Consider the following 14,730-nt stretch of genomic DNA (forward strand, 5'->3'; position numbering starts at 1 on the left):
AGCCAATGTGGGGCTGCGTGCTGCTGCTTTGCAACATTTACTTGCCCGCGCCGATCACGCGCGGGGTTGATCGTGGTTAGCGCGCAACAGTGTTGCACTTGGCGAGCGTCGCTTCGTCGAAAGCGGCGCCGGCAACGCTGAACGCGTTGAGCTTGCCGATGCGCTGCGCGACCATCTGGCACATGATGACGTCGCGCTGCGTGCTCTTGGCGGCACCGCAGACGCCGTCGGTGCACTTCCACAGCGTGCCGGCAGTGATGATCGTGGTCTTGCTCGGCGCGGTCGCCGGCGTCGCATTGTAATAGCCGCTGGTCTGGGCCGAAGCCGCGACGGGAGCAAGGGCAAGAGTGGCAGCCGCAGCAGCGGCGAGCGAGAGCATACGGGTCATGTCTTCCTCCATCGATGGGGCGCCTGGGGAGGGCCGCCCCGTGCATAATTGAGTTGCGAAACGCCACTTAGTCGACTAAGTTTTTCGTTGCAACTAGAAACTTAGATTTTCGTCGCGTGTCTGGCGATTTGGGATAGGATGACCGGCCTGATGGATGCGAAACTGAGAGAGCCCTTACGCGATCTCGCCGAGTGCAGCCTGCCGGCTGCGCTCGAGGCGATGGGCGAGCGCTGGTCGTTCCTCATCCTGCGCGCAGCTTTCAACGGCCTGCACCATTTCGAGGAATTCCAGTCCGAGCTGGGCATTGCCCGCAACATTCTGGCGAACCGGCTGGCGCGGCTGGTCGAGCACGGCATCCTGAAGCGCGAGGCCTTGCCCGACGATCGCCGCAAGATCGAGTATCGGCTGACCGACAAGGGCGCGGCACTGCTGCCGACGATGGTCGCGCTGCGGCAATGGGGCGAGCGCTGGGAAACCGGCGTTGCGGCAACGCCGGTATTGGTCGACGAACGCGATCGCCGCCCGATCCGGCAGGTCGAAGTCCACGCCTGGGACGGACGCATACTCCGCAAGGGCGACATGGTCTGGTCGCTGCCTGAGGACATCGCGCGCGACGTCGATGCGGCCGAATAGGCGGGTCGAGACGCATTCTGTACCACTGAGCACGACCTCCGCATTGCGACGGCCGACATCTACATCAGATTTGTAGCAACTGCTACACTCAATCCTGTTCGTGCGTCGCGAGCTTTTCCAGCGCCGCGCGCACTGCTCCCGTAATCGGCGCCGGGCGCCCGCCCAGCGTGCCGACATGGACAATCACCATTTCGATCACGCAGTGGAGCGCACCCGTCGCTGCATGACACAGTTCGAACCGCTGGGTCAGGCTGGTCGTGCCGACGCGCTCGATCCGCACGAAAGCTTCGATCTCGTCGCCCATCGCAAAGGGGATCAGATAGTCGATCTCGGTATGGCGGACGTGGAATTCGGCGTCGGTCCAGTCGGGGCCGAGCGCGTCCATGCCGCTCCATTCCCAGAATTCGCCGACCGCATAATCGGCATATTCGAGATAGCGCGAATTGAAGACGATCCGCTGGCCGTCGATTTCGGCGTAGCGGACCTTGAAGCGGGTGGAGAAGGCAAAGCCGGGGCGGGTCATGGCCGGGGCGATGCCGCCCGCGGGTGCCAACGTCAACGGGGTCAGAGCAGCAGCTTGGCGCCGACGATGCCGAGCGTGGTGGCGAGGATCGGCGCGAGCACCCGGTCCGACACGCGCGTCGCGATCAGGCTGCCGATGATGATGCCGGGAATCGACCCGAGCAGCAGCGACAGCAGCAGCCACGGATCGACCGTGCCCATCGACAGATGCCCCAGCCCCGCGATCAGCGTGAGCGGCACGGCATGGGCGATGTCGCTGCCGACCAGCCGCGCGACCGGCACCTTCGGATAGAGGATCAGCAGCGCTGTCATGCCGAGCGCGCCCGCGCCGACCGACGTGAACGACACCAGCGCGCCGAGAATGACCCCCAGCACAATCGTCAGCCGCCTGATCTGGCCATCATCGTCACCGGCGAAGAACGGCGTCAGCCGCGCGACCAGCTGCTTGCGGAAAAACACCGAAATCGCGGTCAGGATCAACGCGCCGCCGAGCACGCTTGCGATCAGCTTCCCCATCGCCTCGGCCTGCGCGCCGACCAGCCACAGCAAGGTCAGCGTCGCGACTGCGGCGGGCAAGCTGCCCATTGCCAGCCGCCGGACGACGCGCCAGTCGACCGTGCCGTGGCGCCCGTGCACTGCCGCGCCCGCCGTCTTGGTCGCCGACGCATAAAGCAGGTCGGTGCCGACCGCAGTTGCCGGATGGAAGCCGAACGCCAGCACCAGAATCGGCGTCATCAGCGATCCGCCGCCGACGCCGGTCAGGCCGACGAGCAGCCCCACCAAGACCCCGGCCAGCGAATAAAGCGGTTGGATCACGCCGAATCGCGCGCCGCAGCTTGGGGCGGCGTATTCACGCCCATCGACTGGAGGTAACGGCGGATGTTGCGCGCGGCCTGGCGCAGGCGCTGTTCGTTTTCGACCATCGCAATGCGCACGAACCCTTCGCCGTTCTCGCCATAGCCAACCCCTGGCGCAACCGCGACGTGAGCGTGAGTGAGCAATTGTTTGCTGAACTCAAGGCTGCCTAAATGCGCAAGCGCTGGCGGCAGCGGCGCCCAGGCGAACATCGACGCGGGCGGTGCCGGAATATCCCATCCGGCGCGGCCGAAGCTTTCGACCAGCACGTCGCGGCGGTGGTGGTAGAGCTGACGGTTCTTCTCGACAATGTCCTGCGGGCCATTGAGCGCGGCGCAGGCGGCGGCCTGGATCGGCGTGAAAGCACCGTAATCGAGGTAGGACTTCACCCGTGTCATTGCCGCGATCAGCTTCTGGTTGCCGACCGCAAAGCCGATCCGCCAGCCCGCCATCGAATAGGTTTTCGACAGCGACGTGAATTCCACCGCGACGTCCTTGGCGCCCGGCACTTGCAGGATCGAGGTGGTCGGCTTGCCGTCGAAATAGAGTTCGGAATAGGCAAGGTCGGAAATCACCCAGACCTTGTTCTCGCGCGCCCAAGCGACCAGCCGCTCGTAAAAGGCGATGTCGACCGTCTCGGCGGTCGGGTTCGACGGATAGTTGACGACCAGCACCGACGGGCGCGGGACAGTGAAGCTCATCGCGCGGTCGAGCGCTTCCCAATAACGCGCGTCGGGCGTGGTCGGCACCGCGCGGATGGTGGCACCGGCAATGATGAAGCCGAAGGTGTGGATCGGATAGCTCGGGTTGGGCGCCAGCACGACGTCGCCCGGCGCGGTGATCGCGGTGGCAAGGCTCGCAAGCCCTTCCTTCGACCCCATCGTCACCACGACTTCGCGCTCGGGATCGACCTCGACCCCGAAACGGCGCGCATAATAATTGGCCTGCGCACGCCGCAGACCCGGAATACCGCGCGACGCCGAATAGCCATGGGCATCGGTCTTGCTCGCGACTTCGACGAGCTTTTCGATGACATGCGGCGGCGGCGGCAGGTCGGGGTTGCCCATGCCGAGGTCGATGATGTCCTCGCCGCTCGCCCGCGCCGCCGCGCGCATCGCGTTCACTTCGGCGATGACATAGGGCGGCAGACGTTTGATGCGGTAGAATTCGTCGGACATCGCAATCGCTTTGCTAGAAGAGCTATCGGCGCGGGCGACGTCGGCGCGACCCGTTCAGCCGCCCCCTCGTCGCCGGGGCCGGACGATGCTAAAGCGTCTGCCAACAAGGCGCAAATCCCAAGAATCGGCGCCCGAGGATGAGGACAGCATGGCCGACCCCCAATCCCCTTCAGGTGCAACGCCGACCGCCGCGCTGCCGATCCCCAGCCTTGAGGACATGCAGCATTGGACCTGGGTGATGGGCCGCGCGCAGCAGATGATGCTGGAGGCAGGCCTGCAGACGATCGAGGACACGCCCGCGATCCCGATCATCCCCGGCTTCACCGACCCGCGCACACTGGAGCGCGCGCGCGATTTCTGGGCCGACAGCATGAAGATGTGGTCGCGCTTCCTTGCGCCCGAAGACGCCGTCGAGCCCGAGAATCCGGCGCACGCCAAGGACAAGAGGTTCAAGGATCCGGCGTGGCGCACCAACCCGGTTTTCGACTGGATCCGCCAGAGCTATCTGCTCGTCTCCGACCATCTCCAGCGCAGCATCGACGAGATCGAGGGGATCGACGACAAGCAGCGCGAGAAACTGCGCTTTGCAACCCGCAACATCGTCGAGGCAATGAGCCCGAGCAATTTCCCGGCGACCAATCCGCTGGTGCTCGAAAAGACGATCGAAACCGGCGGCGAAAATCTGCTGCACGGGCTGCAGCACATGCTCGCCGATCTGCGCAAGGGACAGCTGACGCAGACCAGCGACGGCGTGTTCGAAGTCGGCCGCAACATCGCGACCACGCCCGGCAAGGTCGTCAAGCGCACGCCGCTTTACGAGCTGATCCAGTACAGCCCGACCACCGATCAGGTGGTCGAAACGCCGCTGGTGATCTTCCCGCCGTGGATCAACCGCTTCTACATCCTCGACCTGACGCCCGAGAAAAGCTTCATCAAATGGGCCGTCGATCAGGGGCTGACGGTGTTCATCGTGTCATGGCGGTCGGCCGACGCAACAATGAAGGACGTGACCTGGGACGATTATGTCGAACAGGGCCAGATCGACGCGATCGACACCGTCCGCGCGCTGCTGAAGGTCGATGCCGTCCACACCATCGGCTATTGCGTCGCGGGCACGACGCTGGCGGCGACGCTTGCCGTGCTGGCCGCGCGCGGCGATGCCGCCAAGGTCAAGAGCGCGACCTTCTTCACCGCGCAGGTCGATTTCAGCCGCGCCGGCGAATTGCTCAATTTCGTCGATGACGAGCAGATCAAGCTGATCGAGCAAGTGTCGCCCGAGGGGTTCCTCGACGGGCGCTATATGGCCGCGACCTTCAACCTGCTGCGCGGGCGCGACCTGATCTGGAACTACGTCACCAATAATTATCTGCTCGGCCAGGATTATGTGCCGTTCGACCTGCTCCACTGGAACAGCGACACCACCAATCTGCCGAGCAAATGGCATCTGAGCTATTTGCGCGATCTCTACCGCGACAATCTGCTGGCGACGCCCGGCGCGCTCAGCGTTGCCGGCACACCGATCGACCTGACCAAGATCGCCACGCCGAGCTATATTCAGGCAGGGCGCGAGGACCATATCGCGCCTGCCGAAAGCGTCTGGCAGATGACCAAGCACTTCGCGGGGCCGATCCGCTTCGTACTGGCGGGGTCAGGGCACATCGCCGGTGTGGTCAATCCACCGGCGGCGCAGAAATACCAATATTGGACCAATCCGGCGATCGACGGCACGCTGTCGGACTTCGTTGCGGGCGCGACCGAGACCAAGGGCAGCTGGTGGCCCGACTGGATCGAGTGGATCCGCGCGCAGGGCGAAAAACAGGTCGCCGCCAAGGGCGCGCGCGTGCCCGGCAAGGGCAAGCTGCCCGCGCTTGGCGAAGCGCCGGGCGACTATGTGAAGATGCGATAAGCGTTTCGATTCAATATCCTACCGCAGTCCGCAACGGCTTGTGAATTTCATGTTGCAGCGCACAATAATCGCTTGATCTCCGCATTGCAGTGCATTATATTGCGCTGCAGCAACGGAGTTATCAGGAGCGCCGCATGGCCACCAAAGGTCCCAAAACAGGCACGCCGACCAAGTCGGTTGCGCCTGCTGTAAAGGCGGACGTCATCGCCGCCGAAGTCGCATCGCCTGCGCCCAAGACGGCGAAGGTTGCCAAGCCGGCGGTCCGCAAGGCCGCCAAGCCCGCCGTCGTCGTGCCGGAAGTCGTCGCTGCACCCGCCGCGGCTGCGCCTGCCACGATTGCTGACGTCACTCCGGTGGCGCCGACTGTCGCCGCTGCACCGGTGATCGAAACGCCGGCGCCCGAAACCGTCGTCGCGCCCGCGCCGGTGGCGCCGGTCGTCGCCCCCGACATTACCCCTGCCGTCGCGGCTGCCCCCGCAGCCAAGACGCCCACCCCCGCAAGCAAAAAGGCAAATATCATGGAAAACACCCTGCACGCCGCTACCGAAAAGACTCAGGCTCTGTTCGTTGACATGAACGAGCGCACCAAGGCCGCCGTCGAAAAGAGCACCCAGCTGTTCGCCGACATGAACGAGCTCAGCAAGGGCAACGTCGACGCGCTGGTCGAATCGTCGAAGATCGCCGTCAAGGGCATCGAAACGATGGGCCAGGAAGCTGCCGACTACACCCGCAAGTCGTTCGAAGGCGCGACCGCCGCGATGCGCGACCTCGCCTCGGTCAAGACCCCGGCCGACTTCATGAAGCTGCAGAGCGACTTCGTCCGCACCGCGTTCGACAACCTCGTTGCCGAAACCTCGAAGAACACCGAAGCGATGCTCAAGCTCGCTGGCGACATCGCCCAGCCGATCTCGAACCGCGTTGCGGTTGCCGCCGAAAAGATCAAGGTCGGCGCGTAAACCATCCGGCGCTTTGGCGTCGATTGACAATGCGAAGGGGCGGCGACCGCTGGGTTGCCGCCCCTTTTCGTTACGCTACGGCCTTTGGGTCAGGAATCGCGCCTGCAATGGCCGATCATATCGCTTCCCCCTTGCCGAAGCCCCCCGGCCTGCCATATTTTCACGACACATGACCGACAGTTCAACTCTCCCCATCGCGATGGCCGAGCGCCGCGACGATGACGAAGGCACCGGCCTCGGCATCGCGACGCGCACGCGTGCGCGCACCAAGCGGCCGACGCCGTACCGCGTGCTGATGCTCAACGACGATTACACGCCGATGGAATTTGTGGTGCTGTGCCTGCAGCGCTTCTTCCGCATGAGCATCGAGGAAGCGACCCGGGTGATGCTCCACGTTCACCAAAAGGGCGTCGGCGTGTGCGGGGTCTTCACCTATGAAGTCGCCGAGACCAAAGTCAGCCAAGTGATGGACTTCGCCCGCCAGAACCAGCACCCCCTGCAGTGCACGCTCGAAAAGGCATGACACACGGCTAACCGCCGGATTGGGCGGCGCCTGGACGAGGGGGAGTGGCCAGGCGCCGCCGCGCGTGGCGTCGGTAAAGGGGGCTGGAACCGACGACGTTGCCAATATAGGCGCGAATCAGGTCCTTTCGATGGCGACCGGCGATAATTTTATCGAAATCTTGCGCAAATGGTCGAGCTTGCTTGGACAGCGATTGCCCGGTCTCAGCGCCCGCGCGCCCTTAGCTGGCCGATCGCCGCCGACACCAGCAAGGATTCGGCCCCGGCATAGCCGAGGCCCAGATGGTCGGGCCGCACCGTCACGGCATCCGTCAGGCTGAGCCGCCCCGATCGCAATCCTGCGCGCCCGATCCGCGCCCATAGCCGCGCGGTTTCCCAGCGGATCAGCTTGCGGTCATCGTGCGACGGCGCCTGTTCGGCCACGAACGCCGCTTGCAGCGCGATCAGCGTATCGCCCAGCAGCGCCAGCGTCGCGCGGTCGGGCACCGGTGTGCGCTGCATCACATGGGCGACGACCAGCCGCGCGCGCGCAGGCGCGTCGTCACCGAACACCCCGGCATAGCGCGTTGTCAACACATTGCTCGCGCTTGCCAGCATTGTATCGGTAAAGCGCTGCGACGCGCCGCCACCGTGGCTGCGATAGGTGAGCAGCGGCGTGTCGATCCGCGCAATGCGCCCGAGCGTGCGCAGCCGGTGGTAGAGATCGAAATCCTCGGCATAAAGCAGCTCGGGCCGCGTGAAGGGGTCGAGCTGGCGCGCGGCATCGGCCCGGATCATCACCGATGACCAGACCAGCGGATTCGAGATCCACAGCATCCAGTCGACCAGCGCGGGCGTCGTCACCGCCGGCAAGGTGGAGGGGCGGATGTCGCCATCGACCAGCACATCGGTCGCGCTCGCCACCAGCACGGTATCGCGATGGGCGTCCAGCCAGCGCACCTGTTCAGCGAAGCGGTTCGGCGCGCACAGATCGTCCTGGTCGAGCGCGGCGAGATAGCGTCCCCGCGCCGCCGCGACGGCGCGGTTGCGGGTACGCACCGGGCCCTGGTTCACCTCGGCCTCGATCACCCGGAACCGCGGGTCGTCGATGGCGCGCAGCACATCGCGGGTGTTATCGGTTGAGCAATCGTCGACGATGACCACTTCGAAGTCGCCGAAGCTCTGCGCCTGCAGGCTTGCGATCGTCTCGCCAATCAGGGCCGCGCCATTATAGGCGGCCATGATCACCGAAACTGTCGGCGTCATGCGACGGCTCGCTTGGCCGAATCGAGCAGCTGATCGACGATCATCAGCCCGACGTCGTTCTGCCATTGCCACAGCCCGTTCGCCTGGCCGCGGAAGCTCGGCTCGCCGCCCAGCTTGCCCCATGGCACGAAGCCGGCGGCAAGGCCGATGCCATAGGCGCCCGCGACCGGCTGGCCATCCGCGCCCATGACCCGGCAATGACGGTCGACCATGGCCCCGCCACGATCCGCCGCCAGCGCGATCGGCCGCCCGGCGACATCGTTGAGGGCCAGCGCGCGCGGGCGATAGCCGAGCGCGGCGACGACCAGATCGACGTCCCGCAGGATCGCCTGCGCCTCGGCATCATCGTCGCCGCTAATCTGGTGCAGCCGCACGCGCGGCTCGGGCGTGCGACCGCCAACGGCCAGCATGCGCAGCACCAGCTCGCGCGCCTCGAGCCGGAAGCCGGCGAGGCGGTAGACGAAGCCCGACACCGGGCAAATGTCTTCGGGGCCGAAATCGGTGAAGCCATCTTCATGCGCAGCGGCGACCGACGGGTAGAAGGGGCGCAGCGGACGGCGGTGGAGCAAGGTAATGCCACCCGCGCCGAACGGCAGCGCCGGCACCGTCTTCAGCAGCAACGCGATCGTTGCGACGGCGCTGGTCGACCCGCCGATCACGGCGACGCGCGGCGCGCGCTTGCCGCTGAGCAGATCGGCGACCTTGGCCATGCCGCCAAGCCCGAGCGCTTCGTCCGACTGCATCAGCCGGTCGCCTGCCAGTGCGACCAGCGGCGCCCCGGCGACGCGCTGCGTGGCGATGCGATCGATTGGCTGATAGCCGCCGGTGGCGATCACGATCGATTCGCTAAGCTGCTCGAATTCGCGCCCGCTCGCCCGCGCGCGGATGCGCACGCGCCACAGCCCGTCGGCGGTGCGATCGGCGCCGAGCACTTCATGCCCCGTCAGCACCGACCCGCCATGCCGCTCGACGAGCGCACCGAGCTGTTCACCCGTCGCGCGCACCAGCGGCCCGGCATCGACCAGCGGCACGCCCATCGCATCAGTGAAGCGGCGGACGGTGCGCGCGGCGGGATGCTCCTCGATCGCGGCAAGCTCAGGCACCGGGTTGTCCTTGACCGCGCTCAGGAAAGTGGTCGCGGTGCTGTCCGACGTGATCGCGTAGCGGCCGAGTTGGCCTCGCCCGATCACATCATCGCGGTCGATCATCACCAGCCCGGCGGCGAAATCGGCGAGGCGGCCATGCTTCGACGCCGCCGTCAGCACCGCGGTACCGGCCGGCCCCGCGCCGATCATCACCGTCCGCGCCACCGCAAAGCGCCGCGCGCGGGCGGGCAGCGTGGCGGGTCGCGATCCGCTCGCGCAGACATTCTTGAAACGCGTGGCAATTTCGACCGCGTCGGCGGGCGTCATCGCATCGGTGATCGGCAACGACACGACCCGCGCGGCAACCCGGTCGGCGACCGGCGTCGGTTCGATGATCGCGCTCGCCTTGAAGAATGGCTGTTCGGCAAGGTGCGGGCTGAAATATTGCCCCGCCTGCACGCCCTTTTCGCCCAGCGCCGCAAGAATGTCGGTGCGGCGGCGCGCGAGCGTTTCGGGCAACAGCACCGGCATGAACTGCATCGCGCGACGCTGGCCATAGGGGCGCTGGAGCTGGAAATCGCCGAGCGTGTCGCGATAGGCCGACTCGATTGCTGACCGGTTGGCGGCGATCGCTTCGAACTCGCCAAGCTTCAGCCGCGCGGCAAGGCCCAGCAATTCGGGCAGCTTGGCGTTGATGCCGGGCATCGCGGCGCTGCGGCTGCCCTGAAAGCCGAAATTCGCCATCGAGCGGATGGTGTCGATCAGCGCGACATTGCCCGAATGGACGAGCCCGCCCTCGGCAACCGCGAAGGTCTTGGTCGCATGCATCGAGAAGACGACCGCGAACGGCGCGTTTGCGCCAAAGCCGACCCCGGCATCGTCGAGCGTGCCGAGCGACGCGGCCGCGTCGATCACCACGCCGACATTGTAGCGCTGCTGCAGCCAGACATAGCGATCAAGGTCGATCGCATTGCCGAAGGTCGCATAGGGGACCAGCACCGACACGCGCTTGCCATAATGGTTGAGCAGCCGTTCCTCGGCGCGCGCACAGGCCGACCAGTCATCGGGATCGATGTCGCAAATAAGCGGAGTCAGCCCGGCCCACAGCGCTGCCTGCGCCGTAGCAGCAAAGGTGAAGCTCGGCACGATCGCGAGCGACCCCGGCTCGGGCAGCCAGCCCGCCGCCTGCCGGATCGCGAGCAGCAGGCCCAGCGTTGCGTTCGCAACCGTCATCGTCGCGCCGTGCCCGCCGAACAGCGCCTGCGTCACTTCGGCCTCGAAAGCGCGGACCTCGGGCCCGCTGTTGCTGTAGATGCCCGAAGCTTCGAGGCGCGCAAGGTCACCGGGATGCGCGCTCAGCCGGGGCGGTCGCGGTGCAATCAACGGATAGTCGGTCATCGTGTCGGCACTGCCTTCGCGGAAAGCCATCGGAAATGGCCTGCAACGCTAGCGCCAAGGTGCCTAAAAAGCCGTTACGCCGGGCCGATTGTCAGTCCCTATCGCTGGTCACGCGCACCGCCACCACGCATCACATAGTCGCGCGTTTCATAGGGCGGGGCGAGTGCTTCGACCCAGGCACCGTGGGCATGGGTGAGCGCCACAAGTTCCATCGGCGTCTCCCCCGGCCAGCCCTGCACCCTTACTTCGTGGCGGTGGAGGTCGCGGTTCGGCTCCATCATCACCCAGCCGAGCCGCCGCTCGGTCGTCGCCCGTGCCCCTGCCGCCGCCATCGCCGCGCGGATGCGGTCGCGGCCCTCGGGCGGCAGATATTGCCAGACCACCGAATGCATCAGCACCCGCGTCGTGCCCGCAGGCTGCGGTTGGGCCAGCCGCGCTTCGGCCCAGTCCGCCGCATCGCCCTGCTCGAGCCGCACGCCGTGGCGCCGTACCATCGCAATGGCGGTATCGATCCGCGCCTGCCGCTCGAGTGCATCGACCCAGACATAAGCGGCGAGGCGCTCGGCGGCGGCATCGTCGCTCAGGTCGACCGGCGCGATATCGACGCCGCGCACGCCGACGATCTCGATCGGCGCGGCGGGCGGCGGCGGCCCGCGCCATTCGGCCGTGATCGTCAGTTCGGCCGGGTCCGGCCCCGCGCGCACGCCGCCGAGATCGAAGCCATAGCGGTCGATCAACAGGTTGAGCCCGGCGCTCGACCCGATTTCGAGCAGCTCGACCCTCGGCCCGAACCGCTGCGCAAGATGGAGCAGCCCGGTCATCAGCCCTGCCGACCGCCCCGCTTCGTTGGTCTGCGGCGGCCCGGCGAGCCATGGCAGCAGCGCCGCGTCATGCGCGATCACGGCTGCCCCCAAGATCGCATCGACCTGTGCATCGTCGGTCACGTCGCCGCGAAACACCTGCGACAGCGCCGGATCGACGCCCGCGCGGTGCAGCGCATGCACCCCGCCGACCAGCCGCAGCACCAGCGCGTCCGCCACCGGCTCGCCCGGCCAGTCGAGCACCGCACGCCCGGTCGCACTGTCGCGGTTCAGCACCCGCCCCAGTGACAGGCAGACGCGCGTCGTGATCGGCGCGGCCATTGCCCCGCTATATTCGGCCTGCACCACAAAGGATTGGCGGTTGGTGGCTTCGTCGGACATCCCTTGGTCCCTCTTGTTGCGCCGCCGCACGTCCCCAATTAAGGCCGCACGACTCATGGCCGATCCGATCATCATCGCTGTACCCAAGGGCCGCATCCTCGGCGAGGCACTGCCGTTGCTCGCGCGGGTCGGGATCGTGCCCGAACCGGCCTTTGCCGACGAGGACTCGCGCGCGCTGCGCTTCACCACCAGCGATCCGGGCATCGAGCTGATCCGCGTGCGCGCGTTCGATGTGGCGACCTTCGTCGCGCATGGCGCCGCGCAACTGGGCATCGTCGGGTCGGACGTGCTGATGGAATTCGATTATTCGGAGCTTTACGCCCCCGTCGATCTCGGCATCGGCCGCTGCCGCGTGTCGGTGGCCGAGCCCGCCGCGATGGCGGCGCAGGACGATCCGCGTGGCTGGAGCCATGTTCGCGTCGCGACCAAATATCCGCACCTCACCAAGGCGCACTTCGCGGGGCGCGGCGTGCAGGCCGAATGCGTCAAGCTCAACGGCGCGATGGAACTGGCGCCGACCTTGGGCCTCGCCCCGCGCATCGTCGATCTGGTGAGCTCGGGGCGGACGCTCGCCGAAAACGGCCTCGTCGAAGTCGAGGTGATTGCCGAAGTGACGAGCCGCCTGATCGTCAACCGCGCCGCGTTCAAGACGCGCGAGCGCGTCGTGCCGCTGGTCGATGCGTTCCGGAGGGCGGTGGCGTGATTCTTGATCGAAACCGTTCGTGTCGAGCGAAGTCGAGACACCAACCGACGTCCGTGTGGCCCGTCCCTCGACGTTGCTCGGGACGAACGGAGGTGCTTTGGACATGATCCGTTTGTCCACCGCCGATGCCGGTTTCGCGAGTGATTTCGCCGCACTCGTGAGTGCACGCCGCGAAGCCGATGGCGATGTCGCGCGCGATGTCGCGGCGACCATCGCCCGCGTGCGCGACGAAGGCGATGCCGCCGTAGCTGCGCTGACGCAGCGCTTCGACGGGCATGATCTGGACGCGTCAGGCTGGACGATCGACTTGGCAGATTGCCGTGCGGCTTACGAAGCGCTGGAGCCCGATTTGCGCGCCGCGCTCGACCTCGCCGCTGCGCGCATCCGGACCTATCATGCCAGGCAGCGGCCCGAGAACAGTGACTCGGTCGACGACGCCGGGGTTCGCCTCGGCGCGCGCTGGTCGGCGGTGGCGGCGGCAGGCGTCTATGTCCCCGGCGGGCGCGCGGCCTATCCCAGCTCGGTGTTGATGAACGCGATTCCTGCGAAGGTCGCGGGCGTCGATCGTCTCGTCATGGTCACGCCGACGCCGAAGGGCGAGATCAACCCGCTGGTGCTCGCCGCCGCGCACATCGCCGGAGTCGACGAAGTCTGGCGGATCGGCGGCGCGCAGGCGGTCGCCGCGCTCGCTTACGGGACCGACCGAATCGCCCCGGTTGACGTCATCACCGGCCCCGGCAATGCCTGGGTGGCGGAGGCCAAGCGCCAGCTCTACGGCGTCGTCGGCATCGACATGGTCGCGGGGCCGAGCGAGATCGTCGTGGTGGCGGACGGCGCCAACGACCCCGAATGGATCGCCGCCGACCTGCTCAGCCAGTCCGAGCACGACCCGACCAGCCAGTCGATCCTGTTCACTGACGACGCCGGTTTCGCCGATCGCGTCGCGGCAGCGGTCGAGGCGCAGCTGACGACGCTTGCCACCGAAGCCGTCGCGCGGGCGGCGTGGGACGCGAACGGCGCGATCGTTCTGGTGCGCGACTTCGCCGAAGCGATGCCGCTCGTCGATCGCCTCGCCGCCGAACATCTCGAACTCGCGGTCGACGATCCGCAGGCGCTGTTCGACCGGGTCCGTCACGCCGGATCGGTGTTCCTCGGCCGCCACACGCCCGAGGCGGTCGGCGATTATGTCGCGGGGCCGAACCACGTCCTCCCCACCGGCCGCCGCGCGCGTTTCTCGAGCGGGCTGTCGGTGCTCGATTTCATGAAGCGCACCAGCTTCCTCCAGCTCGACGCCGCGGGCCTCGCCGCGATCGGCCCGGCGGCGGTTGCGCTGGCGGGGGCCGAAGGGCTGCCCGCGCACGCCCGCTCGGTCGCGTTGCGGCTCGGTTAAAAGCGGTAGACGCGCGTCACCACGCGCAACAGGCCGCGGAGCTGATTGCCGCCCGCCAGATCCGCCGCCAGCCGCATCAAGGTCCGCGGAAACCCCTCGACCGGGATGGCCGCCGTCACGCGCGCGATCTGTGCCTTGCTCACGCCTTTACGGACCACGCCGCCCGAGGCGTCGATCCAGTCCGCCTTGCGCACGGCGTTCACCAGCTCGGCGCCGGGGCCATGATAAGGCCGCAGCTTGTGATGCTCGCGGATCATTGCCGCAAGCAGGACGGGGTCATGCCCCAAGCCTTCGCGGTCGTTCGTCGCCAGCGCTTCGGCGATCGATGGTTCGAGATAGGCAAGATCGCCGTGGCTCCACATGCCGAGATCATGGAAGGCAAGCGCGGTTTCGACGATCGGCAGGTGGCGGTCGTCGTCGCCCAGAAAATGCATCGCATAGCTCAGCACGCGCAGGATATGGTTGCGATAGCCCGCATAGTCGCCGCCGATCTTCGCACGGTACGGCGCCAGCAAAGCTTCCACCCGGGGTGATTCGGTGAAGATGCGGATGTCGTCGGTCATCGCCTGCGGTTCCTCGCGCGGTCGAACTTTGCAGCCTTCTTAGCTGCCTTGCGCGCAATTTTGGCGACAGCCAGGTGCTCTGCCGGACAGGAGGGGCGCCGTTCGATCTCGACACGCCAGCGCTTCGCGCGCAAGGGAAGCGCGATGACCCAAGCTGCCTCCCGCCCCACCCCCCGGACCCTGT

15 protein-coding genes are annotated in these 14,730 nt (G+C 66.8%); 6 read left to right on the plus strand and 9 right to left on the minus strand.

Features of this window, described 5'->3' with window-relative positions:
- Nucleotides 1–76: 76 nt before the first annotated feature.
- The gene (locus AX672_RS13170) at nucleotides 77–388 is read right to left on the minus strand and encodes a CC_3452 family protein (RefSeq protein ID WP_231731346.1); all 312 of its coding nucleotides are present in this window, start codon (nucleotides 386–388) and stop codon (nucleotides 77–79) included.
- A 150-nt stretch (nucleotides 389–538) separates the two neighbouring features.
- Here AX672_RS13170 and AX672_RS13175 point away from each other — a divergent pair, with 150 nt between their 5' ends.
- Complete coding sequence (locus tag AX672_RS13175; RefSeq protein ID WP_066652054.1) at nucleotides 539–1,021, plus strand: winged helix-turn-helix transcriptional regulator; 483 nt, start codon at nucleotides 539–541, stop codon at nucleotides 1,019–1,021.
- 88 nt (nucleotides 1,022–1,109) lie between these two features.
- Here AX672_RS13175 and AX672_RS13180 read toward each other — a convergent pair whose 3' ends face one another.
- From AX672_RS13180 to AX672_RS13190, 3 genes are read right to left on the minus strand one after another with little or no spacing between them, the layout of a single operon-like run.
- Nucleotides 1,110–1,544 (minus strand): acyl-CoA thioesterase, encoded by a 435-nt coding sequence (locus AX672_RS13180; RefSeq protein WP_066652056.1) that lies wholly within the window; start codon nucleotides 1,542–1,544, stop codon nucleotides 1,110–1,112.
- Between the two features lie 41 nt (nucleotides 1,545–1,585).
- The gene (locus AX672_RS13185; protein WP_066652033.1) at nucleotides 1,586–2,359 is read right to left on the minus strand and encodes a sulfite exporter TauE/SafE family protein; all 774 of its coding nucleotides are present in this window, start codon (nucleotides 2,357–2,359) and stop codon (nucleotides 1,586–1,588) included.
- Entirely contained in the window at nucleotides 2,356–3,576 is a 1,221-nt protein-coding gene (locus tag AX672_RS13190) for an LL-diaminopimelate aminotransferase (RefSeq protein ID WP_066652034.1), read from the minus strand. Before AX672_RS13190 ends, AX672_RS13185 begins: the two co-directional genes overlap by 4 nt.
- A 148-nt stretch (nucleotides 3,577–3,724) precedes the next feature.
- Here AX672_RS13190 and AX672_RS13195 point away from each other — a divergent pair, with 148 nt between their 5' ends.
- The 3 genes from AX672_RS13195 to clpS all read left to right on the plus strand — a co-directional run bounded on the left by AX672_RS13195 (nucleotide 3,725) and on the right by clpS (nucleotide 6,961).
- Nucleotides 3,725–5,482 (plus strand): PHA/PHB synthase family protein, encoded by a 1,758-nt coding sequence (locus tag AX672_RS13195; RefSeq protein WP_066652035.1) that lies wholly within the window; start codon nucleotides 3,725–3,727, stop codon nucleotides 5,480–5,482.
- Between the two features lie 134 nt (nucleotides 5,483–5,616).
- The gene (locus AX672_RS13200; RefSeq protein WP_066652058.1) at nucleotides 5,617–6,438 is read left to right on the plus strand and encodes a phasin family protein; all 822 of its coding nucleotides are present in this window, start codon (nucleotides 5,617–5,619) and stop codon (nucleotides 6,436–6,438) included.
- A gap of 199 nt (nucleotides 6,439–6,637) precedes the next feature.
- Nucleotides 6,638–6,961, plus strand: coding sequence for an ATP-dependent Clp protease adapter ClpS (gene clpS / locus AX672_RS13205; protein WP_066652060.1), 324 nt, complete (start codon nucleotides 6,638–6,640; stop codon nucleotides 6,959–6,961).
- Nucleotides 6,962–7,164: 203 nt separating this feature from the next.
- Here clpS and AX672_RS13210 read toward each other — a convergent pair whose 3' ends face one another.
- From AX672_RS13210 to AX672_RS13220, 3 genes are all read right to left on the minus strand, one after another.
- On the minus strand, nucleotides 7,165–8,205 hold the full coding sequence (locus AX672_RS13210; RefSeq protein WP_066652036.1) for a glycosyltransferase family 2 protein: 1,041 nt from the start codon (nucleotides 8,203–8,205) through the stop codon (nucleotides 7,165–7,167).
- Nucleotides 8,202–10,718: a DegT/DnrJ/EryC1/StrS family aminotransferase gene (locus AX672_RS13215; protein WP_231731348.1), complete on the minus strand. Its 2,517-nt coding sequence runs from the start codon at nucleotides 10,716–10,718 to the stop codon at nucleotides 8,202–8,204. Before AX672_RS13215 ends, AX672_RS13210 begins: the two co-directional genes overlap by 4 nt.
- Nucleotides 10,719–10,786: 68 nt before the next feature.
- Entirely contained in the window at nucleotides 10,787–11,890 is a 1,104-nt protein-coding gene (locus AX672_RS13220; protein ID WP_066652037.1) for a DUF2332 domain-containing protein, read from the minus strand.
- Between the two features lie 55 nt (nucleotides 11,891–11,945).
- Here AX672_RS13220 and hisG point away from each other — a divergent pair, with 55 nt between their 5' ends.
- Together hisG and hisD are read left to right on the plus strand one after the other, a co-directional pair.
- On the plus strand, nucleotides 11,946–12,593 hold the full coding sequence (hisG, locus tag AX672_RS13225) for an ATP phosphoribosyltransferase (RefSeq protein ID WP_066652038.1): 648 nt from the start codon (nucleotides 11,946–11,948) through the stop codon (nucleotides 12,591–12,593).
- A gap of 103 nt (nucleotides 12,594–12,696) precedes the next feature.
- Nucleotides 12,697–13,983, plus strand: coding sequence for a histidinol dehydrogenase (gene hisD, locus AX672_RS13230; protein WP_066652039.1), 1,287 nt, complete (start codon nucleotides 12,697–12,699; stop codon nucleotides 13,981–13,983).
- Here the strand turns inward: hisD and AX672_RS13235 are convergent.
- Complete coding sequence (locus AX672_RS13235) at nucleotides 13,980–14,546, minus strand: hypothetical protein (protein ID WP_066652041.1); 567 nt, start codon at nucleotides 14,544–14,546, stop codon at nucleotides 13,980–13,982. The genes hisD and AX672_RS13235 overlap by 4 nt on opposite strands.
- Nucleotides 14,543–14,730 (minus strand): hypothetical protein (locus tag AX672_RS19105; protein ID WP_231731349.1); only part of this gene is annotated, 188 nt, incomplete at its 5' end. The genes AX672_RS13235 and AX672_RS19105, both read right to left, overlap by 4 nt.

This window comes from Sphingomonas sp. CCH10-B3, assembly GCF_001556185.1.
Lineage (GTDB): Bacteria > Pseudomonadota > Alphaproteobacteria > Sphingomonadales > Sphingomonadaceae > Sphingomonas > Sphingomonas aquatica.

Bases quoted from the DNA above. Each gene is read 5' to 3' on its own strand.
- AX672_RS13170 (WP_231731346.1), bottom strand. From the start codon at position 388: ATGACCCGTATGCTCTCGCTCGCCGCTGCTGCGGCTGCCACTCTTGCC.
- AX672_RS13175 (WP_066652054.1), top strand. From the start codon at position 539: ATGGATGCGAAACTGAGAGAGCCCTTACGCGATCTCGCCGAGTGCAGC.
- AX672_RS13180 (WP_066652056.1), bottom strand. From the start codon at position 1,544: ATGACCCGCCCCGGCTTTGCCTTCTCCACCCGCTTCAAGGTCCGCTAC.
- AX672_RS13190 (WP_066652034.1), bottom strand. From the start codon at position 3,576: ATGTCCGACGAATTCTACCGCATCAAACGTCTGCCGCCCTATGTCATC.
- AX672_RS13195 (WP_066652035.1), top strand. From the start codon at position 3,725: ATGGCCGACCCCCAATCCCCTTCAGGTGCAACGCCGACCGCCGCGCTG.
- AX672_RS13200 (WP_066652058.1), top strand. From the start codon at position 5,617: ATGGCCACCAAAGGTCCCAAAACAGGCACGCCGACCAAGTCGGTTGCG.
- clpS (WP_066652060.1), top strand. From the start codon at position 6,638: ATGGCCGAGCGCCGCGACGATGACGAAGGCACCGGCCTCGGCATCGCG.
- AX672_RS13210 (WP_066652036.1), bottom strand. From the start codon at position 8,205: ATGACGCCGACAGTTTCGGTGATCATGGCCGCCTATAATGGCGCGGCC.
- AX672_RS13215 (WP_231731348.1), bottom strand. From the start codon at position 10,718: ATGGCTTTCCGCGAAGGCAGTGCCGACACGATGACCGACTATCCGTTG.
- AX672_RS13220 (WP_066652037.1), bottom strand. From the start codon at position 11,890: ATGTCCGACGAAGCCACCAACCGCCAATCCTTTGTGGTGCAGGCCGAA.
- hisG (WP_066652038.1), top strand. From the start codon at position 11,946: ATGGCCGATCCGATCATCATCGCTGTACCCAAGGGCCGCATCCTCGGC.
- hisD (WP_066652039.1), top strand. From the start codon at position 12,697: ATGATCCGTTTGTCCACCGCCGATGCCGGTTTCGCGAGTGATTTCGCC.
- AX672_RS13235 (WP_066652041.1), bottom strand. From the start codon at position 14,546: ATGACCGACGACATCCGCATCTTCACCGAATCACCCCGGGTGGAAGCT.